At 58.5% G+C, this 20,869-nt stretch carries 22 protein-coding genes; 8 read left to right on the top strand and 14 right to left on the bottom strand.

Translation table 11 applies throughout. From position 1 onward, the window contains the following. The first annotated feature begins 85 nt into the window (after positions 1-85). Together ACZ9IM_RS02850 and ACZ9IM_RS02845 are read left to right on the top strand one after the other, a co-directional pair. On the top strand, positions 86-670 hold the full coding sequence (locus tag ACZ9IM_RS02850) for a hypothetical protein (protein WP_476223313.1): 585 nt from the start codon (positions 86-88) through the stop codon (positions 668-670). A gap of 68 nt (positions 671-738) precedes the next feature. Further along, complete coding sequence (locus ACZ9IM_RS02845) at positions 739-2,052, top strand: PQQ-dependent sugar dehydrogenase (RefSeq protein WP_476223312.1); 1,314 nt, start codon at positions 739-741, stop codon at positions 2,050-2,052. Between the two features lie 204 nt (positions 2,053-2,256). On the opposite strand, the gene ACZ9IM_RS02840 is transcribed toward ACZ9IM_RS02845, so the two are convergent. The 5 genes from ACZ9IM_RS02840 to ACZ9IM_RS02820 all read right to left on the bottom strand — a co-directional run bounded on the left by ACZ9IM_RS02840 (position 2,257) and on the right by ACZ9IM_RS02820 (position 6,955). After that, entirely contained in the window at positions 2,257-2,793 is a 537-nt protein-coding gene (locus tag ACZ9IM_RS02840) for a C40 family peptidase (protein ID WP_429425376.1), read from the bottom strand. Between the two features lie 165 nt (positions 2,794-2,958). Continuing rightward, complete coding sequence (locus tag ACZ9IM_RS02835) at positions 2,959-3,597, bottom strand: C40 family peptidase (RefSeq protein ID WP_123496155.1); 639 nt, start codon at positions 3,595-3,597, stop codon at positions 2,959-2,961. 228 nt (positions 3,598-3,825) lie between these two features. Continuing rightward, positions 3,826-4,530, bottom strand: coding sequence for a DnaA regulatory inactivator Hda (gene hda / locus ACZ9IM_RS02830; protein ID WP_007898944.1), 705 nt, complete (start codon positions 4,528-4,530; stop codon positions 3,826-3,828). 262 nt (positions 4,531-4,792) lie between these two features. After that, positions 4,793-5,866 carry an AI-2E family transporter gene (locus ACZ9IM_RS02825; RefSeq protein ID WP_476223311.1) on the bottom strand — a complete coding sequence of 358 codons (1,074 nt, stop codon included), beginning with the start codon at positions 5,864-5,866 and terminating at the stop codon, positions 4,793-4,795. 30 nt (positions 5,867-5,896) lie between these two features. Next, entirely contained in the window at positions 5,897-6,955 is a 1,059-nt protein-coding gene (locus ACZ9IM_RS02820; protein ID WP_476223310.1) for a DUF2066 domain-containing protein, read from the bottom strand. Between the two features lie 388 nt (positions 6,956-7,343). Between ACZ9IM_RS02820 and purM the strand changes: the two genes are divergently transcribed. The 3 genes from purM to ACZ9IM_RS02805 are packed head-to-tail and all read left to right on the top strand — an operon-like array spanning position 7,344 to position 9,774. After that, complete coding sequence (gene purM / locus ACZ9IM_RS02815; RefSeq protein WP_008013877.1) at positions 7,344-8,402, top strand: phosphoribosylformylglycinamidine cyclo-ligase; 1,059 nt, start codon at positions 7,344-7,346, stop codon at positions 8,400-8,402. Next, positions 8,402-9,052, top strand: a complete 651-nt coding sequence (gene purN, locus ACZ9IM_RS02810; RefSeq protein WP_476223309.1) for a phosphoribosylglycinamide formyltransferase — start codon at positions 8,402-8,404, stop codon at positions 9,050-9,052. The genes purM and purN overlap by 1 nt, the downstream gene beginning before the upstream one ends. An 8-nt stretch (positions 9,053-9,060) precedes the next feature. Next, positions 9,061-9,774 (top strand): DUF3108 domain-containing protein, encoded by a 714-nt coding sequence (locus tag ACZ9IM_RS02805; RefSeq protein WP_038979701.1) that lies wholly within the window; start codon positions 9,061-9,063, stop codon positions 9,772-9,774. 72 nt (positions 9,775-9,846) lie between these two features. Here the strand turns inward: ACZ9IM_RS02805 and ACZ9IM_RS02800 are convergent, their stop codons facing one another. After that, a complete protein-coding gene (locus ACZ9IM_RS02800) occupies positions 9,847-10,311 on the bottom strand; it encodes a DUF3859 domain-containing protein (protein ID WP_476223308.1) in 465 nt (154 codons plus the stop codon). Between the two features lie 339 nt (positions 10,312-10,650). Here ACZ9IM_RS02800 and ACZ9IM_RS02795 point away from each other — a divergent pair, with 339 nt between their 5' ends. Both ACZ9IM_RS02795 and ACZ9IM_RS02790 read left to right on the top strand, forming a co-directional pair. Continuing rightward, positions 10,651-11,067, top strand: a complete 417-nt coding sequence (locus ACZ9IM_RS02795; protein WP_476223307.1) for an OsmC family protein — start codon at positions 10,651-10,653, stop codon at positions 11,065-11,067. Between the two features lie 61 nt (positions 11,068-11,128). Next, a complete protein-coding gene (locus ACZ9IM_RS02790; protein WP_427628183.1) occupies positions 11,129-12,016 on the top strand; it encodes a pirin family protein in 888 nt (295 codons plus the stop codon). Between the two features lie 146 nt (positions 12,017-12,162). On the opposite strand, the gene htpG is transcribed toward ACZ9IM_RS02790, so the two are convergent. From htpG to ACZ9IM_RS02775, 3 genes are all read right to left on the bottom strand, one after another. Continuing rightward, a complete protein-coding gene (gene htpG / locus ACZ9IM_RS02785; protein WP_007898964.1) occupies positions 12,163-14,067 on the bottom strand; it encodes a molecular chaperone HtpG in 1,905 nt (634 codons plus the stop codon). Between the two features lie 81 nt (positions 14,068-14,148). After that, positions 14,149-14,601 carry a PaaI family thioesterase gene (locus tag ACZ9IM_RS02780; protein WP_427628181.1) on the bottom strand — a complete coding sequence of 151 codons (453 nt, stop codon included), beginning with the start codon at positions 14,599-14,601 and terminating at the stop codon, positions 14,149-14,151. After that, positions 14,598-15,074, bottom strand: coding sequence for a PaaI family thioesterase (locus ACZ9IM_RS02775; RefSeq protein WP_007898969.1), 477 nt, complete (start codon positions 15,072-15,074; stop codon positions 14,598-14,600). Before ACZ9IM_RS02775 ends, ACZ9IM_RS02780 begins: the two co-directional genes overlap by 4 nt. Positions 15,075-15,231: 157 nt before the next feature. Between ACZ9IM_RS02775 and ACZ9IM_RS02770 the strand changes: the two genes are divergently transcribed. Next, a complete protein-coding gene (locus ACZ9IM_RS02770; RefSeq protein WP_427628179.1) occupies positions 15,232-15,477 on the top strand; it encodes a hypothetical protein in 246 nt (81 codons plus the stop codon). Between the two features lie 77 nt (positions 15,478-15,554). Here ACZ9IM_RS02770 and ACZ9IM_RS02765 read toward each other — a convergent pair whose 3' ends face one another. From ACZ9IM_RS02765 to sucC, 5 genes are all read right to left on the bottom strand, one after another. Further along, positions 15,555-15,956: an MAPEG family protein gene (locus tag ACZ9IM_RS02765; protein WP_427628177.1), complete on the bottom strand. Its 402-nt coding sequence runs from the start codon at positions 15,954-15,956 to the stop codon at positions 15,555-15,557. Beyond that, the gene (locus ACZ9IM_RS02760; protein WP_427628176.1) at positions 15,956-16,693 is read right to left on the bottom strand and encodes a DUF599 domain-containing protein; all 738 of its coding nucleotides are present in this window, start codon (positions 16,691-16,693) and stop codon (positions 15,956-15,958) included. The genes ACZ9IM_RS02765 and ACZ9IM_RS02760 overlap by 1 nt, the downstream gene beginning before the upstream one ends. Positions 16,694-16,930: 237 nt before the next feature. Beyond that, on the bottom strand, positions 16,931-18,244 hold the full coding sequence (gene brnQ, locus ACZ9IM_RS02755) for a branched-chain amino acid transport system II carrier protein (protein ID WP_427628174.1): 1,314 nt from the start codon (positions 18,242-18,244) through the stop codon (positions 16,931-16,933). 421 nt (positions 18,245-18,665) lie between these two features. Next, on the bottom strand, positions 18,666-19,547 hold the full coding sequence (sucD, locus tag ACZ9IM_RS02750; RefSeq protein WP_123496133.1) for a succinate--CoA ligase subunit alpha: 882 nt from the start codon (positions 19,545-19,547) through the stop codon (positions 18,666-18,668). Then, positions 19,547-20,713 carry an ADP-forming succinate--CoA ligase subunit beta gene (gene sucC, locus ACZ9IM_RS02745; protein ID WP_007898980.1) on the bottom strand — a complete coding sequence of 389 codons (1,167 nt, stop codon included), beginning with the start codon at positions 20,711-20,713 and terminating at the stop codon, positions 19,547-19,549. The genes sucD and sucC overlap by 1 nt, the downstream gene beginning before the upstream one ends. Between the last annotated feature and the right edge of the window lie 156 nt (positions 20,714-20,869).

The raw sequence follows: 20,869 nt of genomic DNA, 5'->3' as shown, positions 1-20,869 counted from the left end.
TTAACTGACGCCAATCTTGTGCCACACTGCCAGCAGTGATATCAAAGAGCCACAACCTGACAACACAATAACAAGGGTGAGCCCCATGCAAGGCATGATCATCAGCAATCCGAAGCTGGAATTCCTGCGCCCGGTGCTGGAACGCTGGTTTGACTGTATCGACCGCTACAACGCCGTGCGCGGCGATAACGATACACCTTACTGGTACGACGAAAAAACCAACCTCGGCCTGCTCTGCGCCGCTGCCTGGATGGCAGAAATGGTCACGCTGGCACAGACGTCGACCCGCAAACAGATCGAAGAAGGCGAACGCAACGCCCGCGCCGATCTGTTTATCGCCAGCAGCGAAGAGCGCGCGTATCTCCAGGCCACCCAGCGCTGGCCACGGGTCAATAGCCTGAACCTGACTCAGGCACTGGCGGACATCACCAGTGACGCGAAGCGAATCAGCTACGCCAGCGATCTGAAACTTGGCTGTCTGTTTGTCGCGCCACAAAAAGCCCAGCACAGCGCCACCCCGGAAGAACTCCAGGACATGGTCGACGACCTGCAAAAGGAACATACCTGCGCCGTGGCCTGGTATTTCCCTTACGCCTACCGCAAGTTGCGCAATGAAGCCGGCAACTACCATCCAGGCATCGCTGTTCTGCTCAAGGAAGCCCGCGGCTGACCGGTTGAACCATCGAACGTCTACGCTTCTCTATGATTACGTCAATGCATTCATAGGGAAGATCAGTAATGCGCAAACCCCAGCTCGTTTTCATCATCGCGCTCGCCGGAGGGCTCGCTGCCTGTGGTGAAACCTCCAGCCTGCAAGTCTCGGATGGCACAGGCCCGTCGCCCAAACTGCCAGAACCGAATAAAACCCTGATCCCGACGGTGAACATCGCCCCGGCGATCGGCTGGCCTGAAGGTAAGAAACCTGTCGCCGCGACCGGGACTCAAGTGGCGGCGTTTGCCGAAGGCCTCGATCATCCGCGCTGGCTCTATGTGTTGCCCAACGGCGATGTGCTGGTGGCCGAAACCAACGCACCGCCTAAACCCGATGATGGCCAAGGCATTCGCGGCTGGGTCATGGGCAAAGTCATGGGCCGCGCCGGTGCCGGCGTCCCCAGCCCGAACCGCATCACCCTGCTGCGGGACAACGACCACGATGGCGTTGCCGAAACCCGCACGGTATTCCTGGAAAACCTCAACTCGCCCTTCGGCATGACCCTGGTCGGTAATGACCTGTACGTCGCCGACACTGATCGCCTGCTGCGTTTCCACTACGAAAACGGCGAGACGGCGATCAAGTCGCAGCCGATCAAGGTGGTCGATCTGCCGGGCGGCACGCTGAACCACCACTGGACCAAAAATGTCATCGCCAGCAAGGATGGCAGCAAGCTGTACGTCACCGTGGGTTCAAACAGCAACGTCGGTGAAAACGGCATGGATCAGGAGGAAGGTCGCGCGGCAATCTGGGAAGTGGATCGCGCCACCGGCAACCATAGGATCTTCGCCTCGGGGATTCGCAATCCAAACGGCCTGGCCTGGGAACCGCAGAGCGGCGCACTGTGGACCGCCGTCAACGAGCGCGACGAAATCGGCAGCGACCTCGTGCCGGACTACATCACGTCCGTGAAGGACGGCGGGTTCTACGGCTGGCCTTACAGCTATTACGGCCAACACGTCGACATTCGCGTCGAACCGCAAAAACCCGATCTGGTGGCCAAGGCGATTGCACCGGACTACGCGGTGGGGCCGCATACCGCGTCACTGGGCCTGACGTTTGCCGAAGGTAGCAAACTTCCCGCGCCGTTTACTCAAGGCGCATTCATCGGCCAGCATGGCTCGTGGAATCGCAAGCCGCACAGCGGCTATAAAGTGATTTTCGTGCCGTTCAACGCCGGCAAACCGACCGGGCAGCCGATGGATGTGCTCACCGGCTTCCTCACTGACGACGAAAAAGCCATGGGCCGGCCGGTGGGTGTTGTGATCGATCAGCAAGGAGGCTTGCTGGTGGCGGATGATGTGGGGAACAAGGTGTGGCGTGTGTCCGCAGCTCAATAACTGCAACCCATATCACCTGTGGGAGCGAGCCTGCTCGCGATGGGGTCAGCACATTCAACAACGATGTTGCCTGACGCACCGCTATCGCGAGCAGGCTCGCTCCCACAGGGATCAGCGTTTACGACAGAACGTCAACCTATCGCCCGGCGGTAACAGCCACAGATCCACACGCGAATCATCCTTCAAGCGAGCGGACAACCTCCACTAGGGATTATGTGCCAAGTGCTCGGGTTGCAAGACGCGCTTGGCGCTCAGGTACGCTTTCTGCCAGTAAGCCTTGGACAAGCTGTCCAGCTTGACCGTGCCGCCCGTGGCTGGCGCGTGGACGAAGCGGCCTTCGCCGACGTAGATACCGGCGTGGCTGACCTGGGAGCCGCCATTGGTGGCGAAAAAAATCAGGTCGCCGGTTTGCAGGCCTTCCTTGCCGACACTGGGGGCTTGCATGCCGATCATCTCGCGGGTGGAGCGCGGCAAGGAAATGCCGGCGACATCGCGATAAACGTAACCGATCAGACCGCTGCAATCGAATCCGGAATCCGGCGTGTTGCCGCCCCAGCGATAAGGTGTTCCCACCAGGCCCAGCGCGCGAAACAGCACGTCTTCTGCCGCAGGGGAAAAGGCTTGGGAAGGACCGAAAACAATGGGAGCACGAACCACCGGCGCAGGTGGCGGTGTGCGGCTGGCGCAGGCGCTGAGCAGCGCTGCGAAGAATATGAGTGCGAGGCGGGCCGACATCGTCATAAACAGAACATCCTGATCTGGCTGCGGCTTTTTCCACCGAAAAGGCAGAAAAGAAAACCGCCTGCGCAGAACGCAGGCGGTTTGCCATCAATAATAGATCAGGATTCTAGCGGCTACGCGGCAAACTTCAAGTAAGACTTTAAGTTCGCCTTACAAACTGTCCGCTTACTTGCGTGCCGTGACGATAGCCGGGGCCGCAGTCGGCGCCATCGCGAGTGCGCGCTTGGCTTCGATGAAGGTTTTGCTCCAGTAGCTGTCGCCCAGGCTATCAATCCGGACACCACCGCTTTTGCGGCTGCTGGAGTGGATGAACTGGTTGTCACCCAGGTAGATCCCGGCGTGACTGACACGACCGCGACGGCCATTGGTGGCGAAGAACAGCAGGTCACCCGGCTTGAGGGCGCTGCGAGCAACCAGAGGCGCGTCAACGTTGATCATTTCGCGGGTGGAGCGCGGCAGGTTCATGCCGGCCTCTTCACGAAACAGATAACCGATGAAGCCGCTGCAGTCGAAGCCGGCCTCGGAGGTGCCGCCGAAACGGTAACGGGTACCGATCAGGGACATGCCACGCTCGAGGATGCTGTCGGCGAGAACCGGAAGCTGGTACGACTTGCCGCCGGCGAAGTCTGCCAGTTCTTTATCGGTGACTAGTTCTTCCTGGAAAAGAACGGAAGAAGACTGCGCGGTAACTGAATTTGAAACCTGCTGTTTTGGCTCTTGCTGGGACACTGGAGAGTGGGCAGCGCAACCGAACAACAGGGTGACGAGTGCGAGAGGCACGAGGGGTGCGAAGCGATTTAGCATGGGCACGACCGTGGCTGATAGTTTCTAAAGAAGCCGCGACTATGCCCGCTATCGACCTCATTTGCAAATTCAATCGATCTGTATGTGACTTTTCGGTTTCTCGTTTACATCTAAGCGCTTAAGCCCATTTTGAACCTTTGCGCAGCCTGCCCTCTTGCAGGAAAGCGGATTTGTTGACGCCTGGAATATGCCGAAACCCGTGTAAAACCTGAGTTTGATCAGGTTTTTTTACCAACCCAGGGTTTCTTTCAAGAACGGGATTGTCAGCTTGCGCTGGGCTTGAAGGGAGGCCTGATCGAGACGTTCAAGCAGCTCGAAAAGCGCACTCATGCTGCGGGTACCGCGGGTCAAGATAAAATGCCCGACTTCGTCGGTCAGATGCAGGCCACGACGGGATGCGCGCAACTGCAAGGCACGCAATTTGTCTTCATCAGAGAGTGGACGCATCTGGAAGATGAGTGCCAGCGTCAGCCGCGACTTGAGGTCTGCCAGCTTCACCGGCAGTTCACGCGGAGACGTCGAGGCGGCGATCAGCAGACGCCGGCCGCTGTCACGCAAGCGATTGAATAGATGGAACAGCGCCTCTTCCCAATCCGCCTTGCCGGCGACCGCCTGCAGATCGTCCAGGCAGACCAGTTCGTATTGTTCAAGGTTATCGAGGATTTCAATGCCACGGTCCAGCAACTCGGCCAACGGCAGGTACACCGCCGGCTCCCCCAGTTGTTCGAAGCGCAGACACGCCGCCTGCAACAAATGCGTGCGCCCTACCCCGTCCTTGCCCCAGAGGTAAATCAGGCTTTCCGTCCAGCCGGCGTCGGCTTCGCAGAGCCGCTCGACATAGCCGAGTGCAGCGGCATTGGCGCCTGGGTAGTAATTGATAAAGGTAGCGTCATCACGCAGACGCACACCTAGGGGCAGCTGAATCGGTTTCATGCTGACTGAACAGTTCCAAAGGAACCGTTAGTGGCCTCTGTGTAAAGTTTGCGAAGTTTATACCCGTGAGGCTGACCGCACAATGCGACAGACCACAAGCAAAATCAAAGGTTTGCGTTAGGGGGCGTCCCCAATTAGTTTTCCCGCCGCGCCGGGTCTTCTGTTTTATGACAGTTTCTTTGGCGGCGTATGTAACAGCCGCACGAGGGATACGGGCAAACCTGGCACGAAACCAGGCTGCCCGCCATGAGCGATCAAACCCTTACGGTGCGGATTCGTCGATACCACCATAGATATCCGAATCCTTATACAAATCGTGTACGTGACGCACCAGAACCATGATCACCGCCGCCACCGGCAACGCCAGCAACACACCGGTAAAACCAAACAGCTCGCCGCCGGCCAGGATCGCGAAGATCACTGCCACCGGGTGCAGGCCGATCCGGTCACCCACCAGCAACGGCGTCAGGACCATGCCTTCCAGCGCCTGGCCGACCATGAACACCGCGACAATACCGATCATGGGATACAAATCACCACCGAACTGGAACAGGCCGGCAATCAATGCCGCACCAATTCCGATGACGAACCCCATGTACGGCACGATCGCCGCCAGACCGGCAATCAGACCAATCAACAGCCCCAGTTCCAGCCCGACGATCATCAAGCCTGCGGCATAGATCACGCCCAACGCCAGCATCACCAGCAACTGCCCGCGCACGAAGGCCCCAAGCACTTCATGGCATTCTCCCGCCAAAGACATCACGCGCTCTTCACGATCACGCGGCAGCAGGCTGCGGATCTTGGCCATCATCAGATCCCAGTCGCGCAGCAGATAAAAACTCACCACCGGAATCAGCACCAGATTGGCCAGCAAGCCAATCAGTGCAAGACCTGAAGCCGTCGCCTGACTCAGCACCACGCCGACCACATCGGTGGTCTGGCCCATGTGCTCGCTGAACGCCGCCTTGAGCTTGTCGAATTTCCAGAAGCCGTCCGACAACCCCATCTTCGATTGCGCCCACGGCACGGCGGTGTGCTGCAACCAGTCGAGCATTTGCGGCGCCAGTTCATACAAGCGGAAAAGCTGCTTGGCGAGCATCGGCACCAGCACCAACAGCAACGCAGTGACAATCAATGTGAACAACGCGAACACCGCCACCACACCCCAGGTCCGCGACAGGCCGTACTTCTCCAGCCGATCCACCAGCGGGTCGAACAGATAAGCCAGCAACAGCGCCACCAAAAAAGGCGTCAGGATCGGGTGCAACAGGTAAACAAACGCGCAAAGCAGGACCACCCCACCGAGCCAGAACCAACGCCGTGTATCGGCCATGTACCACTCCTGCTTCTATATAAAGAAAAACTACCAGCGAAAACGTAACTGTGGTGTCGGTGCCGGGGCTGGCGCTACGGCCGGTGTCGAGCCAACAACCACGGGCTGAACAGGCGCCGTCGGAGCCGGCGCCTCACCGGCCGGAATTTCCTGCAACCTGGCCAAAGACAACTGCGCCCGCAGTTGATCGGGGCTGCCGTTGACCCGATAAAGCACGCGGTCGCCGTCGACACTCTGCAGACGTGCGCCAAAAGGCTCCAGCAAACGCCCGAGCGTGGCATAACGCTCCAGGCTCATCCCCTGCACTTCCAGCAATTGCTCGCTCGATGCACCCGGCTTGGCGGCAAAACGCGGCGCCAGGCGTTGGCTGACCGCCAGCATCACCGCATCGGCCAGCGCAGCGGTATCGGCGCCCTGCACGCTACCGGCTTCTTTCTGATCGCCCAACCATAAACGCCACTTGGCTTGCCATTGGCCACCCTCTTCACGGGCATGCACGGCGAGCAAAGCGTCGGCATTGTAACGGTCGGATGCGCCACGCAACGGTGCCGGGTCTGCACTTTCCAGATTCGGCGCAGTGGCGACGATCTGCTCGTTCAGGTCCGCCAGCGGCAAACGCAGCGGCAGACCACGATGTTGCGCCGCTCGAAGCAGTGGCGTGGCACTGGCCTGGCCATCGCCGACCAGGCTCGAACCTTCAGTGGAATCGTTCAACCACCAGCCGAGGACCGACGGCCGATTGGCACCCCACACGGCCAACCCGGCACGCCGCAAGGCCTGTTCGGTGGTGGCCGGGTCGAAATCGACTTTCAGCACTTGCGGTGGCCCGGCCTCATAACCGAACTGACTGATGATCTGCTGAGGGTCTTTGCGCACGGCCGCCAGCCCCGGGCTCTGCGCCGCCTTTGGGTCGCCAGTCAGGCGCAACACCAACGTATCCAGCGCCCGCTGAGTCGCCTGATCGCGCTCCTCCGGTGTCTGGCTGCTGACGGGCTCGCGCACTTGATAGAGGCCTTTGACGGTTTCGGCATGACCGGTCAGGCTGGCCATGGTTAAACAGCCCACGAACAAGAATTTAAGAAAACGCATAAAAAGATTCCTGACGACAAGAGCGGCTGGAACAGACCGCGTGAAGATGATTGAACCAAGGGTCTGTTGACCACACGTTCAAGCAAAACATTCACCCGATCCCGGTAAGTTTTCGCACTGTCATAACGATAGACGGTTAATGTCGATACCTTATACAGCCATCCGGGACACCACCAACACGGACAATATCGGTTTTTTTAACGCGATATGCCCCTGCCCGTCGGCACGAGGATGGCCGCTGCCCCTCAAGCCTGATAAAATCGCGCGCCTTCGCAGACCGGCAACAGCCGGGCACCCTGAAATTAGCGGATGGCACTCGCCTTCGTCTGTTTCGGCGGTCCCACTGGACTCGGTCGTTACCCCTGAATCCCCCCTAAAGGCCTGGATCATGAGCAAGCAACCCTCCCTGAGCTACAAGGACGCCGGTGTAGACATCGACGCCGGTGAAGCATTGGTCGAACGCATCAAGAGCGTCGCCAAGCGCACTGCGCGCCCGGAAGTCATGGGCGGCCTGGGCGGTTTCGGCGCCCTCTGCGAAATCCCGGCCGGTTACAAGCAACCGGTACTGGTCTCGGGCACTGACGGCGTCGGCACCAAGCTGCGCCTGGCGCTGAATCTGAACAAGCATGACAGCATCGGCATCGACCTGGTTGCCATGTGCGTGAACGACCTGGTGGTCTGCGGCGCCGAGCCGCTGTTCTTCCTCGACTACTACGCCACCGGCAAACTGAACGTCGAAACCGCGACCCAGGTCGTGACCGGCATCGGCGCTGGCTGTGAACTGTCCGGCTGCTCCCTGGTCGGCGGCGAAACCGCTGAAATGCCTGGCATGTACGAAGGCGAAGATTACGACCTGGCCGGCTTCTGCGTCGGTGTCGTGGAAAAGTCCGAAATCATCGACGGTTCCAAAGTCGCTGCCGGCGATGCCCTGCTCGCCCTGCCGTCTTCCGGCCCGCACTCCAACGGCTACTCGCTGATCCGCAAGATCATCGAAGTGTCCGGTGCAGACATCGAAAACATCCAGCTCGACGGCAAACCGCTGACCGACCTGCTGATGGCCCCGACCCGCATCTACGTGAAGCCGCTGCTCAAGCTGATCAAAGAAACCGGCGCCGTCAAAGCCATGGCCCACATCACCGGTGGTGGCCTGCTGGACAACATCCCGCGCGTTCTGCCAAAAGGCGCACAAGCGGTGGTTGACGTTGCAAGCTGGACTCGCCCTGCCGTGTTCGACTGGCTGCAAGAGAAAGGCAACGTCGACGAAAACGAAATGCACCGCGTGCTGAACTGCGGCGTCGGCATGGTTATCTGCGTTGCGCAAGAGCACGTTGAAACCGCGCTGAATGTGCTGCGTGAAGCCGGCGAGCAGCCTTGGGTCATCGGCCAGATCGCCACCGCTGCCGAAGGCGCGGCCCAGGTTGAACTGAAGAACCTCAAGGCTCATTGATGTCCCAGACCTGTGATGTGGTGGTGCTGTTGTCCGGCACCGGCAGTAACTTGCAGGCCTTGATCGACAGCACGCGGACCGGCGACAGCCCGGCCCGCATCGCTGCGGTGATCTCCAACCGCGCCGACGCCTACGGCCTGCAACGCGCCAGGGACGCGGGTATCGACACCCGCACCCTGGATCACAAGGCTTTCGAAGGTCGCGAGGCCTTCGATGCCGCGCTGATTGAACTGATCGACGCCTTCAACCCCAAACTCGTGGTACTGGCCGGCTTCATGCGCATTCTCAGCGCTGGCTTCGTGCGCCACTATCAGGGTCGCCTGCTCAATATCCATCCCTCGCTGCTGCCCAAATACAAAGGGTTACACACCCATCAGCGCGCGCTGGAGGCCGGCGACACTGAACACGGCTGTTCCGTGCACTTCGTCACCGAGGAACTCGATGGCGGACCACTGGTCGTACAGGCAGTAATACCGGTAGAGTTGCACGATTCGCCGCAGAGTCTGGCGCAGCGAGTCCATACCCAGGAACACCTGATCTACCCGATGGCCGTACGCTGGTTTGCCGAAGGTCGTTTATCACTTGGTGATCAAGGTGCTTTACTGGACGGACAGTTACTCGCGGCCAGCGGCCACTTGATTCGAACCTAGGAGATTTTATGCGTCGCGCCCTGCTCTTCGCTTGCGCTCTGCTCGCCCTGCCGTTTGCGCAGGCCGCAGACCTTCAACCTTTCTCCGCCAGCTACACCGCCGACTGGAAGCAGCTGCCCATGAGCGGCACCGCCGAACGCAGCCTGACCAAGGGAGCCAACGGCGTCTGGAAACTCAGCTTCAAGGCGTCGATGATGATCGCCAGCCTGACCGAAGAAAGCACCCTGACCCTGGACAAGGACACGCTGCTGCCGCAGTCCTACCATTTTGAACGTGGTGGCCTGGGCAAAGCCAAGAAGGCTGATCTGGACTTCGACTGGACCAACAAAATGGTCACCGGCACCGATCGTGGTGACGCGGTCAAGCTTCCACTCAACCGCGGCATGGTCGACAAGTCCACCTATCAACTGGCGCTGCAGCATGACGTGGCCGCCGGCAAGAAAAGCATGAGCTATCAGGTCGTCGATGACGGCGAAGTCGATACCTATGACTTCCGCGTGCTGGGTTCGGAGAAAGTCGACACCAAGGCTGGCCAGATCGATGCAATCAAGGTCGAGCGCGTGCGCGACCCGACACAAAGCAAGCGCATCACCGTGCTGTGGTTCGCCAAGGACTGGGATTACCTGCTGGTCCGTTTGCAACAGGTCGAAACCGACGGCAAGGAGTACAACATCATGCTCCTCGACGGTACGGTCAACGGCAAGCCGGTCAAAGGCAGCTGATCCGCAACGACATGAAAGCCCCGCAAACGCGGGGCTTTTTTTCGTCTGGCATTTGGTTGGGCGAGAGAGCGATCAGCGCACGGTAAAGCGTTGCTGGGCCAGCAGACGGTCCCCCTGGAACACCATGAAACGCCATTCACCGGGAACGACTTCATGGCTTTCGGTGAACTCGTACGCCATCACATCCTGCGGAGCACCGGGTACCAGTTTTTGAGTCACTTCCAGTTTGTCGTGACGCACGCCATCCGGAGTACGAATGCCCGGCGTGAAATAGAGCAACGTCAGCGGCTGGTCTTCGGCGACCTTGCCGGCCAACTGGTAACGCATACCGAACTTGGTGCCGAGTTTGGCGGGGACGATTTCGGTTTGCTGGATCTGTTCATTGCTGCGGCGCAAAACTCGCTCGCCCGATTGCAGTTCGGCTTTCGGGCCAGCGAACACGCCGTATTCCACTGGGCCTTCGACGCGGACTTCGGCACTGGCCAGCCCACTGACGAACATCATTGTGGCCAGGGCGGTTAAACGGGTGAGGTGCATGGTGCGCTCCTTGATTGAGATGAGCGCGAGGGTATGACGCGGGGGTGACAGGACGATGACAACCTTGGGTCCAAACACAATCCTGTGGCGAGGGGGCTTGCCCCCGTTCGGCTGCGAAGCAGTCGTAAACCCGTTGCATGCGGTTTAACTTTTAAATCCCGGGGTCGCTTCGCAACCCAACGGGGGCAAGCCCCCTCGCCACAGATGTTGTGGTCACTTCGCGACAGCACGAGGCAGGATCCCCCGCCAAGAAAGTGGAACGCGAATTTGAAAGGATGCTCTATAACTTCAGGGTCTTTTTTGATCGAATGACTTTTCCCACTGTCTGCGAGGTTTCTTATGACTGTTACCGTCAATACCGTCTCCGCCGAAGGTTTTCGTCACAGCGTCCAGATCGATGACCACGAACTCTTTGCCGATGTGCCGAAAACCTCTGGCGGCGAAGGCTCCGCGCCTGAACCCCACGACTACTTCGATGCAGCCCTCGGTGCCTGCAAGGCCCTGACGCTGAAAATGTACGCCAGGAAAAAGAACATCCCGCTGACGGGCGTCGAGGTTGAGGTCAAGCGCGACAACAGTGAAGAGCAGAAAGGCAAATACGCCCTGCACGTCGAACTCACACTCAAGGGTGTGCTCACCGACGCCCAGCGTGACGAGTTGCACCGCGTGGCCGACCGCTGCCCGGTACACAAGCTGATGACCACCTCTGAAGTCAGCATCGAAACCCATCTGTCCGAAGGTGCGTTCAGCCAATAGCGGCAAGGGCTGCGCAAGCGGGTTATGCTCCCTGCGTCACCCGCTCAGCCTGGAATGCACCATGAACACGCCACTCGTGATCCGCCCTCGCGCCGAAGATGTCGAAGGCCAGCCGATTCTTCGCCCGTTGCCGTCAGCCAAATGCCGCAACGTCGGGCCTTTCGTGTTTTTCGACCACATGCTCGAAACCCGTTATCCGGCGGGCAAAGGCATGAACATCCGTCAGCATCCACACATCGGCCTGTCCACCCTCACCTACCTGTTCGAAGGGCAAATCCAGCACAAGGACAGCCTCGGTTCCGATCAGGTGGTGAATGCCGGCGATGTCAGCTGGATGACGGCGGGTAGCGCAATCGCCCACGTCGAACGCACACCCGAACCATTGAAAGACAGCGGCTTTACGATGCACGGCTTACAGATCTGGCTGGCTTCGCCCAAGGATCGTGAACACGGTCCGGGACATTACAGTCACCACCCGGCTGCCACGCTGCCAGTCAGCGATAACCTTGGCGTGAAGATACGGATGATCGCGGGCTCAGGCTTTTGCCTCGAATCGCCGGTCCCGGTGCTTTCTCCTACGCTGTATGCCGAATTGAACCTGCAAACGGCGACCACATTGCTGATTCCCACCGAGCATGAAGAACGGGCACTGTATGTGCTGAGCGGAGAAGCGCAACTGGATGGCGAACCGCTGGAACCGCACTCGCTGGTGGTGTTGCCGGCCGGGGAAGAGATGACACTGTTCGCCGAGAGCGACTGTCATGCCGTGCTGTTTGGCGGCGCGCCGCTGGATGGACCACGGCGGATCAACTGGAATTTCGTGGCCAGTGATCCGGCATTAATCGATGAAGCACGTCGGCGCTGGGCGGCCGGGGACTGGCCGACAGTGCCGGGGGAAAGTGAGCGGATCGAATTGCCGAAACACCGAAGCCCGCCAACGCCCCTGTAATTGATCGGCTGATCGTTCCCACGCTCTGCGTGGTTGCAGCCCGTGACGCTCCGCGTCACTGGACGCGGAGCGTCCCTAGAGGCATTCCCACGCAGAGCGTGGGAACGATCAAAAAACCCGCCGAAGCGGGTTTTTTTACAACGCGGTTAAACCGACAGTTCAACCAGCAGCTTGTTCAGACGGCGCACATAAGCGGCCGGGTCTTTCAAGCTGTCGCCGGCCGCCAGGGCCGCCTGATCGAACAGAATGTGCGACAGGTCGCCGAAGCGCTCGTCGCTCTGCTCGTTGTCGAGTTTCTCGATCAGCGGGTGAGCCGGGTTGAATTCGAAGATCGGCTTCGAATCCGGAACCTTCTGACCGCTGGCTTCCAGGATCTGACGCATTTGCAGGCCCAGGTCCTGCTCGCCGATGGCCAGAATCGCCGGGGAATCGGTCAGACGATGGGAGACCCGCACTTCAGCAACGGAGTCGCCCAATGCCGTCTTCAGACGCTCAACCAGGCCTTCTTTGGACTTGGCGACTTCTTCTGCGGCTTTCTTGTCTTCTTCCGAATCCAGATTACCGAGGTCCAGGTCACCGCGTGCCACGTCGACAAAGCTCTTGCCGTCGAAGTCGTTGAGGTAGCTCATCAGCCACTCGTCGATGCGGTCGGTCAGCAGCAGCACTTCGATGCCTTTCTTGCGGAAGACTTCCAGGTGCGGGCTGTTTTTGACTTGCGCATAGGTTTCGCCAGTCAGGTAGTAGATCTTGTCCTGACCTTCCTTGGCGCGGGCCAGGTAGTCGGCCAGACCTACAACCTGCTCGCCGTCGTCGCCCTGAGTGGACGCGAAACGCAGCAGACCAGCAATTTTCTCTTTGTTGGCGAAGTCTTCTGCCGGGCCTTCTTTCATGACCTGACCGAAGTTCTTCCAAAAGCCTTTGTATTGCTCAGGCTCGTTCTTCGCCAGTTTTTCCAGCATGTCCAGAACGCGCTTGGTCAGCGCCGACTTCATGGAATCGATGATCGGGTCTTTCTGCAGGATTTCCCGCGACACGTTCAGCGACAGGTCGTTGGAGTCGACCACGCCTTTAATAAAGCGCAGGTACAGTGGCAGGAACGACTCGGCCTGATCCATGACGAACACACGCTGCACGTAAAGCTTCAGGCCTTTCGGCGCTTCACGCTGGTACAGATCGAATGGCGCACGGGTCGGCACATAAAGCAGCGAGGTGTACTCGAGCTTGCCTTCGACCTTGTTGTGGCTCCAGCTCAGCGGGTTCTCGAAATCGTGAGCGACGTGTTTGTAGAACTCCTGGTATTCCTCGTCTTTCACTTCAGTGCGAGGACGAGTCCACAGGGCGCTGGCGCGGTTGACGGTTTCCCACTCGGCGGCCGGCTGCTCTTCGCCTTCGGTAGCGGCCACTTCTTTCGGCAGCTCGATTGGCAAAGCGATGTGGTCGGAGTACTTCTTGATGATGTTGCGCAGACGCCAGCCATCGGCGAATTCGTCTTCAGCGGACTTCAGGTGCAGGACAATGCGCGTACCGCGGTCAGCCTTCTCGACGGTGGCGATTTCGAATTCGCCTTCGCCTTTGGACGACCAGTGCACGCCTTCGCTGGCAGCGAGGCCGGCACGGCGACTGAATACGTCAACTTTATCGGCAACGATGAAGGCCGAGTAAAAACCGACACCGAATTGACCGATCAGGTGCGAGTCTTTTTTCTGATCGCCAGACAGGTGTTTCATGAAATCGGCAGTGCCGGACTTGGCGATGGTACCCAGATGGGTGACCGCGTCGTCACGGCTCATGCCGATGCCGTTGTCTTCGAGGGTGACGGTTTTAGCGTCTTTGTCGAAGCTCACACGGATTTTCAGTTCAGCGCCGCCTTCCAGCAAGTCAGGCTTGGCCAGCGCTTCAAAACGTAATTTGTCGACAGCGTCAGAGGCGTTCGAGATCAATTCGCGAAGGAAAATTTCCTTGTTGGAATACAGCGAATGGATCATGAGGTGCAGCAGTTGCTTCACCTCGGTCTGGAAGCCCAGGGTTTCCTTTTGAGTTTCCACACTCATGGTCATCAAACTCCAATCAGATGGCATAAGCCGCGACCTTGAAGGTCGACGGCGGGTTGTCCTCAGAGTTGGGGGCTGAGATCAGGATTTCAAGGGCTCTTCGATTTTGAAGTGAGCGCGGGCCGTGGCAATGGGCTCGGCCTCAGTGCTTTGCCAGGCGGTAATCGCCACGTTTGCCACCCGCCGCCCCTGTCGGCACACCAGGCATCTGGCCCAGGTATCGCGAAACTGCCCCGCGCGCAGGTAGTCGAGGGAAAAGTCGATAATCTTCGGCACGCCGGGCGAGCCGGTGAAGATCAGCAGGTGCAGTGCTGCCGAGAGCTCCATGAACCCGGCAATCACCCCGCCGTGAATCGCTGGCAATAAAGGATTACCAATGTTGTCTTTGTTGGCCGGTAGACGAAACAGCAGTTCATCCCCGACACGCGAACATTCGACGCCGATCAGTCTGGCGTAAGGAATCAGGTGCAGCAGAGAGGCGTAGTCCCCCTGCGCATGGGCCTGTTGAAGTTGCTCCTTGAACGTGTCGGTCATTTCGCACCTCCAGCAATGGCGCCGCCAAAACCTTTAGTGCCTTTAATGCCCTTGCCCATGCGCATAAAGGTGCCCACCACATGGGCGATAGGCTGCTCGGGGTCGTCCTGATAGGCAAAACCGCGCGCAAAGATCACGTCGGTGGTCACTCGGTAGCATTGGGCGAAGCCGTACACGTCCTTGTGCGGCTCGGCGGCGTGCATGTAGTCGATCCGCAAGTCGAGCGTCGGACAGACTTCGAACTCAGGCAGCACGCAAAGGGTAGCCATGCCGCAGGCGGTGTCCATCAGCGAGGTCAACGCTCCGCCATGAATCACCCCGGTTTGCGGATTGCCGACGATCTGCGGGCTGTACGGCAGAATCACCGTCAATCCTTCGCTGCTGGCGCTGTGAACGCGCATGCCGAGTACCTGACAATGCCGCAATGCCGACAGGAATCGCGTCGCACGCTCAAAAACGGGGTTTTCGGCCATTTGATAAAACTCTTCTTAGTGTCCGGGCAAAGTAGCAGGCTAGTGGGTAAAAGTTCCGCAGCAAAACAAACTTATATATCTGAACGAATTGAGGAACTTAAAGCTGTCGGCTGTGCTCGAAAGGCCAGTAGATACTTTCCATCAGGAGAAACACCCCATGCGTAAGACTTTAGCTATTGCCTTGATGTTGACCGCTTCCCTCGGTCTCGCTGCCTGCGATAAAAAATCCGAGGACAAAGCTCAAGATGCCACCAAACATGCCGAGCAAGCTCAGGAAAAAATGGGTGAAGCTCAGGATAAAGTGAACGAGGCAGCAAAAGAAAACGCCGAAGCTGCCAAAGCTCAGGCCGAATCTAACGCAGCAGCGACAAAAGAAGCCGCGCCAGAAGCACCTAAAAACTAAAAGCGTTTTTAGTGCTAAAAGAAAACCCGCCAAGTGCGGGTTTTCTTTTGTCTGCGGCTTTTGTTTGCAATGCAGTATTAGATCAAAATCGTCCTAAAAGTCGGACTAATCATCAGCAACAACGAACACACTAAGCCGACGAACCACACCAGGCTGCGCTGCCAGGCCAAGTCCGCCCAATAGCACAACAGATATATGATGCGCGCGATCACAAAGAGGATTGCCAGCGCATCGATCAGCCATCCCGCCGTCTGCGTGGTGTGCGCCATCAACACCCCCACCGCAAAGATCATGAACGCCTCGAAACTGTTCTGATGGGCTGCCAATGCACGGGCACCGAAGCCTGTAAGTTGTGCCTGCTGTTGGCGCGGCAGGTGATTGTTGTAACCACCCTGCTCGTTCATGGCTTTGGCCACCGGGATCTTTGCCACGAAAATCAACAATGCGCTGATAAACACACACCAGAACGGAATACTCATCAAGCAGCCTCCTTGTTTGCTTCAGGCAATGGCGCCTCCGTAGGGGTATAGACCATCACATCAAGAACGTCGGAGTGAAACTCGCGGCGATACAACACCAGCACGACGCCGGCGCTCATCAACATGAACAGCCAGGGGCTGACGAACCACGCCAGCATGGTCATGCCAAAGTAATAGGAACGCAGCCCGAAGTTGAACTGGTTGGCCGCCATGGAGATGACACGGGCGGCTCGAGAAGCAAAGGCTTTACGCTCTTGCTCGGACACATGGCGCTCGCCGATCATCGGCGCCGAGCCCACGAGAATCGCCGCAAAGTTGTACTGACGCATGCACCAGCTAAAGGTAAAGAACGCATAGACAAACACCAGCGCCAGGCACAACAACTTGATCTCCGACATCCCTTGGGAAGCCTGTTGCACCATCGGAATATCCGCCAGCAACGACACAGCTCTGTCGGACGCACCCAATACCGTGAGAATACCGGCCAGGATAATCAGCGTGCTGGAAGCGAAGAACGAGGCATTGCGCTCCAGGTTACCGATCACGCTGGCATCGGCAATGCGGTTGTCGCGCAACAGCATGCGGCGCATCCAGTCTTCGCGATACAGGTGCAACACGCTGGCCAGGCACGCGGTGTCGCGGCCTTTCCATGTCGCATAACGGGTGTAGCCACCCCAGCAGATAACAAACCAGAGCGCGGCGAGGATGTGGATGATGTTGGTGTGGATGAACGACATGCAGGTCCTTGTGAGGTATAGGAGGAATACCGAAATCCTGTGGGAGCGGGTTTGCTCGCGAAAGCGGACTTCCAGTCAATATCGCTATTGAATGTTAAGCCCTCTTCGCGAGCAAGCCCGCTCCCACATTAGATTTGTGTACGGCCATAAAAAATGCCCCGTATCGATTGATACGGGGCATTTCCATTTTTGCCAGGAAGCAGTTCGAGGCCCGCTTGTGGCGGGCCGTGAAGCAGCTTAAGCCAGCGCTTCTTCGCGCTTGCCCAGCAGACGATCGCAGACCACCGCGACCACCAGGGTCATGACCGCCGGCACCAGCCACGCCAGACCCTGCTCGCTCAGTGGCAGGTGAGTCAGCTGGGTCGGCATCCAATCGGCCAGACCGGCGCCCTTGAGGGCATCGATCAGACCGAAGATGAACGACACCAGCATCACCGGACCGACGATGCGGCCCTGCTCATGCCAGAAGTCCTTGCAGAAGCTCAGCGCTACCAGGGCGATGCACGGCGGGTAGATGGCGGTCAGCACCGGGATCGAGAACGCGATCAGCTTGGTGAGTCCCAGATTGGACACCAACAGGGAGAACGCAGCCAGGATGATCACCAGCGTCTTGTAGGACAGTGGCAGTACACGGCTGAAGTATTCGGCACAAGCGCACGTCAGACCGACCGCTGTAACCAGGCAGGCCAGGGAGATCAGTACAGCAAGGAAGCCGCTGCCCAACGAACCAAACGTGTGTTGAACATACGCGTGCAATACCGCCGCGCCGTTGGCAGCACCGGCGGCCACTTCATGGCTGCCCGAACCGAGACGGAACAGACTGACGTAAACCAGCGCCAGGCCCACGCCGGCAATCAGACCGGCGATGATCGCGTAACGGGTGATCAGCGCTGGTGATTCCACGCCACGGGAGCGGATCGCATTGACAATGACAATGCCGAATACCAGCGCACCCAGGGTATCCATGGTCAGGTAACCATTGATAAAGCCCTGGGAGAACGGTGCTGCGACATATTCAGGCGTGGCCACGCCGATATCACCGGCCGGCAATGCAAACGCGGCGATGCCGAGAACGGCCAGGGCGATAATCTTCAGCGGTGCGAGGAAACGTCCTACGGTATCGAGCAGGCGGCCCGGGTAGAGCGAGATGAAGAACACCAGCAGGAAGTACACCGAGCTATAGAGAAACAACGCCAGCGGGCTCTCGCCAGTCAGCGGCGCCAGGCCCACTTCGAACGACACGGTCGCGGTGCGCGGCGTCGCGAACAACGGGCCGACAGCGAGGTAGCACGCGGCTGCCAGCAGGCCACCAGCGACTTTACCGATCGGGCTGCTCAAGGCATCCATTGCACCACCGACCTTGGCCAGGGCGACAACGGTGATCACCGGCAAACCAACCGCCGTGATCAGAAAACCCAGCGCCGCCATCCAGACATTAGGCCCGGACTGCAAACCGACGATAGGCGGGAAGATGATGTTGCCAGCCCCGACGAACAGGGCAAATGTCATAAAACCCAGTGCCAGGATGTCCTGGCCTTTCAACACTTTCATTAAGGAAATACCACACTACTGAATCGGAATTTAGAGAGGGATTTCCCTTATGGGTGAGGGAAATGCTGTCGGCCCGTATAGGACTAACCCGTTTAGCGCGTCGCTGCCTTGTGGGCCGCGGACGCAAAAATGGCTGCTAGCCTAACGAATTTGCACGACAAACGCACTGTTACAGGGCGAACTATCCGATACGCGACATTTCAATGTCGCGTTTACATACCTAATTTTCCTACCTTGGCACAGATCGTTCCCACGCTCTGCGTGGGAATGCATCCCATGACGCTCCGCGTCACATTCAAAGGCGGAACGCGGAGCGCCCCTGGCGGCATTCCCACGCAGAGCGTGGGAACGATCACCCGGAAACGACAAAGGCCACCCGAAGGTGGCCTTTGTTTGGCGAAGCGTCAGTTAAGCGCGAGGCTTACTTGATCGCCCAACCGGTCAGCTCGGACAAAGCCTTGCCGATGTCTGCCAGCGAACGCACGGTTTTAACGCCTGCGTCTTCCAGGGCAGCAAACTTCTCGTCTGCAGTGCCTTTGCCGCCAGAGATGATTGCGCCAGCATGGCCCATGCGCTTGCCCGGAGGAGCAGTCACACCAGCGATGTAGGAAACAACCGGTTTGGTCACGTGTGCCTTGATGTAGGCAGCCGCTTCTTCTTCAGCCGAACCGCCGATCTCGCCGATCATCACGATCGCTTCGGTCTTCGGGTCTTCCTGGAACAGCTTCAGGATGTCGATGAAGTTCGAACCCGGGATCGGGTCACCACCGATGCCGACGCAAGTCGACTGACCGAAACCGGCGTCAGTAGTCTGCTTCACAGCTTCGTAGGTCAGGGTGCCGGAACGGGAAACGATACCGACCTTGCCTGGCAAGTGAATGTGACCTGGCATGATGCCGATCTTGCATTCGCCTGGAGTGATCACGCCTGGGCAGTTAGGACCGATCAGGACTACGCCCAGCTCGTCGCACTTGACCTTGGCATCCAGCATGTCCAGGGTAGGAATGCCTTCAGTGATGCAAACGATCAGCTTGATGCCGCCGAATGCTGCTTCCAGGATGGAGTCCTTGCAGAAAGGAGCTGGAACGTAGATCACGCTGGCGGTGGCGCCAGTGGCGGCTACAGCATCTTTCACGGTGTTGAACACTGGCAGACCCAGGTGTTCGGTGCCGCCTTTGCCTGGAGTTACACCACCAACCATCTTGGTGCCGTACTCGATGGCTTGCTGGGTGTGGAAACTACCTTGCGAACCGGTAATACCCTGGCAGATAACTTTGGTGTCTTTATTGATCAGGACGCTCATTATTTGCCCTCCGCAGCTTTGACAACTTGTTGAGCAGCGTCGGTCAGGCTGGTAGCAGCGATGATGTTCAAACCGCTTTCTGCCAGTACTTTAGCGCCCAGCTCAGCGTTGTTGCCTTCAAGGCGAACAACAACCGGGATTTTCACGCCGACTTCTTTCACTGCGCCGATGATGCCTTCGGCAATCATGTCGCAACGAACGATGCCGCCGAAGATGTTGACCAATACTGCAGCGACGTTAGTGTCGGACAGGATGATCTTGAACGCTTCGGTAACGCGTTCTTTGGTAGCACCGCCGCCCACGTCGAGGAAGTTGGCTGGTTTGCCGCCATGCAGGTTGACGATGTCCATGGTACCCATGGCCAGGCCAGCACCGTTGACCATGCAACCGATGTTGCCTTCCAGTGCTACGTAGTTCAGTTCGAACTTGGCAGCGTGCGCTTCGCGCGGATCGTCTTGCGACGGATCGTGGAAAGTCTTCAGCTTAGGCTGACGGTACATGGCGTTGGCGTCGATGTTGATCTTGGCGTCGAGGCAATGCAGATCGCCGTCAGCCTTGATCACCAGCGGGTTCACTTCCAGCAGAGCCAGGTCGTGATCCTTGAACAGCTTGGCCAGACCTACGAAGATCTTGGCGAACTGAGCAACTTGCTTGCCTTCCAGACCCAGCTGGAATGCCAGCTCGCGACCCTGGAATGGCTGAGCGCCAACCAGTGGATCGATAGTGGCCTTGAGGATTTTCTCAGGGGTGTCGTGAGCGATTTTCTCGATGTCCACGCCACCTTCGGTGGAAGCCATGAACACGATGCGACGGCTCGAACGGTCAACGACAGCGCCCAGGTACAGCTCTTTAGCGATATCAGTGCACGATTCAACCAGGATCTTGGTGACTGGCTGGCCATTGGCATCAGTCTGGTAAGTCACCAGACGCTTGCCCAACCACTGTTGAGCGAATGCTTTGGCGTCTTCTTTGCTGCGAACCAGCTTTACGCCGCCCGCTTTACCGCGACCACCAGCGTGGACCTGGGCTTTGACAACCCACTCGGTGCCGCCGATTTTGTCGCAAGCTTCTGCTGCTGCTTCCGGGGTGTCTACTGCGTAGCCGGTGGAAACTGGCAGGCCGTATTCAGCGAACAGCTGCTTACCCTGATACTCGTGAAGATTCATGCTTATTACCGTCTTCGTTAGGTACTGCGCATTCGGTGCTGCACCGTTGTGGTGCCGCACCACCTGTGACTGCTGCTTGCGTAGCTTTCCAGTTACCCCGGTGCAGCTACGCAAGACTGCGTCCAGCGGACATTCCGCGGTGAGTCTTGCATGCAA

The sequence above is a fragment of the Pseudomonas sp. TE12508 genome (assembly GCF_056279485.1).
The sequence above is the reverse complement of the archived record's forward strand: the minus strand, read 5'-3'. Positions and strand labels throughout refer to the sequence as shown.

Excerpts from the sequence above, each read along its gene's own strand:
- ACZ9IM_RS02765 (WP_427628177.1), bottom strand. The coding sequence starts at position 15,956 with ATGAGTATTCCGTTCTGGTGTGTGTTTATCAGCGCATTGTTGATTTTC.
- purM (WP_008013877.1), top strand. The coding sequence starts at position 7,344 with ATGAGCAAGCAACCCTCCCTGAGCTACAAGGACGCCGGTGTAGACATC.
- ACZ9IM_RS02770 (WP_427628179.1), top strand. The coding sequence starts at position 15,232 with ATGCGTAAGACTTTAGCTATTGCCTTGATGTTGACCGCTTCCCTCGGT.
- ACZ9IM_RS02820 (WP_476223310.1), bottom strand. The coding sequence starts at position 6,955 with ATGCGTTTTCTTAAATTCTTGTTCGTGGGCTGTTTAACCATGGCCAGC.
- htpG (WP_007898964.1), bottom strand. The coding sequence starts at position 14,067 with ATGAGTGTGGAAACTCAAAAGGAAACCCTGGGCTTCCAGACCGAGGTG.
- brnQ (WP_427628174.1), bottom strand. The coding sequence starts at position 18,244 with ATGAAAGTGTTGAAAGGCCAGGACATCCTGGCACTGGGTTTTATGACA.
- sucC (WP_007898980.1), bottom strand. The coding sequence starts at position 20,713 with ATGAATCTTCACGAGTATCAGGGTAAGCAGCTGTTCGCTGAATACGGC.
- ACZ9IM_RS02780 (WP_427628181.1), bottom strand. The coding sequence starts at position 14,601 with ATGACCGACACGTTCAAGGAGCAACTTCAACAGGCCCATGCGCAGGGG.
- ACZ9IM_RS02840 (WP_429425376.1), bottom strand. The coding sequence starts at position 2,793 with ATGACGATGTCGGCCCGCCTCGCACTCATATTCTTCGCAGCGCTGCTC.
- ACZ9IM_RS02835 (WP_123496155.1), bottom strand. The coding sequence starts at position 3,597 with ATGCTAAATCGCTTCGCACCCCTCGTGCCTCTCGCACTCGTCACCCTG.
- ACZ9IM_RS02790 (WP_427628183.1), top strand. The coding sequence starts at position 11,129 with ATGAACACGCCACTCGTGATCCGCCCTCGCGCCGAAGATGTCGAAGGC.
- ACZ9IM_RS02775 (WP_007898969.1), bottom strand. The coding sequence starts at position 15,074 with ATGGCCGAAAACCCCGTTTTTGAGCGTGCGACGCGATTCCTGTCGGCA.
- ACZ9IM_RS02805 (WP_038979701.1), top strand. The coding sequence starts at position 9,061 with ATGCGTCGCGCCCTGCTCTTCGCTTGCGCTCTGCTCGCCCTGCCGTTT.
- ACZ9IM_RS02845 (WP_476223312.1), top strand. The coding sequence starts at position 739 with ATGCGCAAACCCCAGCTCGTTTTCATCATCGCGCTCGCCGGAGGGCTC.
- hda (WP_007898944.1), bottom strand. The coding sequence starts at position 4,530 with ATGAAACCGATTCAGCTGCCCCTAGGTGTGCGTCTGCGTGATGACGCT.
- sucD (WP_123496133.1), bottom strand. The coding sequence starts at position 19,547 with ATGAGCGTCCTGATCAATAAAGACACCAAAGTTATCTGCCAGGGTATT.
- ACZ9IM_RS02850 (WP_476223313.1), top strand. The coding sequence starts at position 86 with ATGCAAGGCATGATCATCAGCAATCCGAAGCTGGAATTCCTGCGCCCG.
- ACZ9IM_RS02795 (WP_476223307.1), top strand. The coding sequence starts at position 10,651 with ATGACTGTTACCGTCAATACCGTCTCCGCCGAAGGTTTTCGTCACAGC.
- ACZ9IM_RS02800 (WP_476223308.1), bottom strand. The coding sequence starts at position 10,311 with ATGCACCTCACCCGTTTAACCGCCCTGGCCACAATGATGTTCGTCAGT.
- ACZ9IM_RS02760 (WP_427628176.1), bottom strand. The coding sequence starts at position 16,693 with ATGTCGTTCATCCACACCAACATCATCCACATCCTCGCCGCGCTCTGG.
- ACZ9IM_RS02825 (WP_476223311.1), bottom strand. The coding sequence starts at position 5,866 with ATGGCCGATACACGGCGTTGGTTCTGGCTCGGTGGGGTGGTCCTGCTT.
- purN (WP_476223309.1), top strand. The coding sequence starts at position 8,402 with ATGTCCCAGACCTGTGATGTGGTGGTGCTGTTGTCCGGCACCGGCAGT.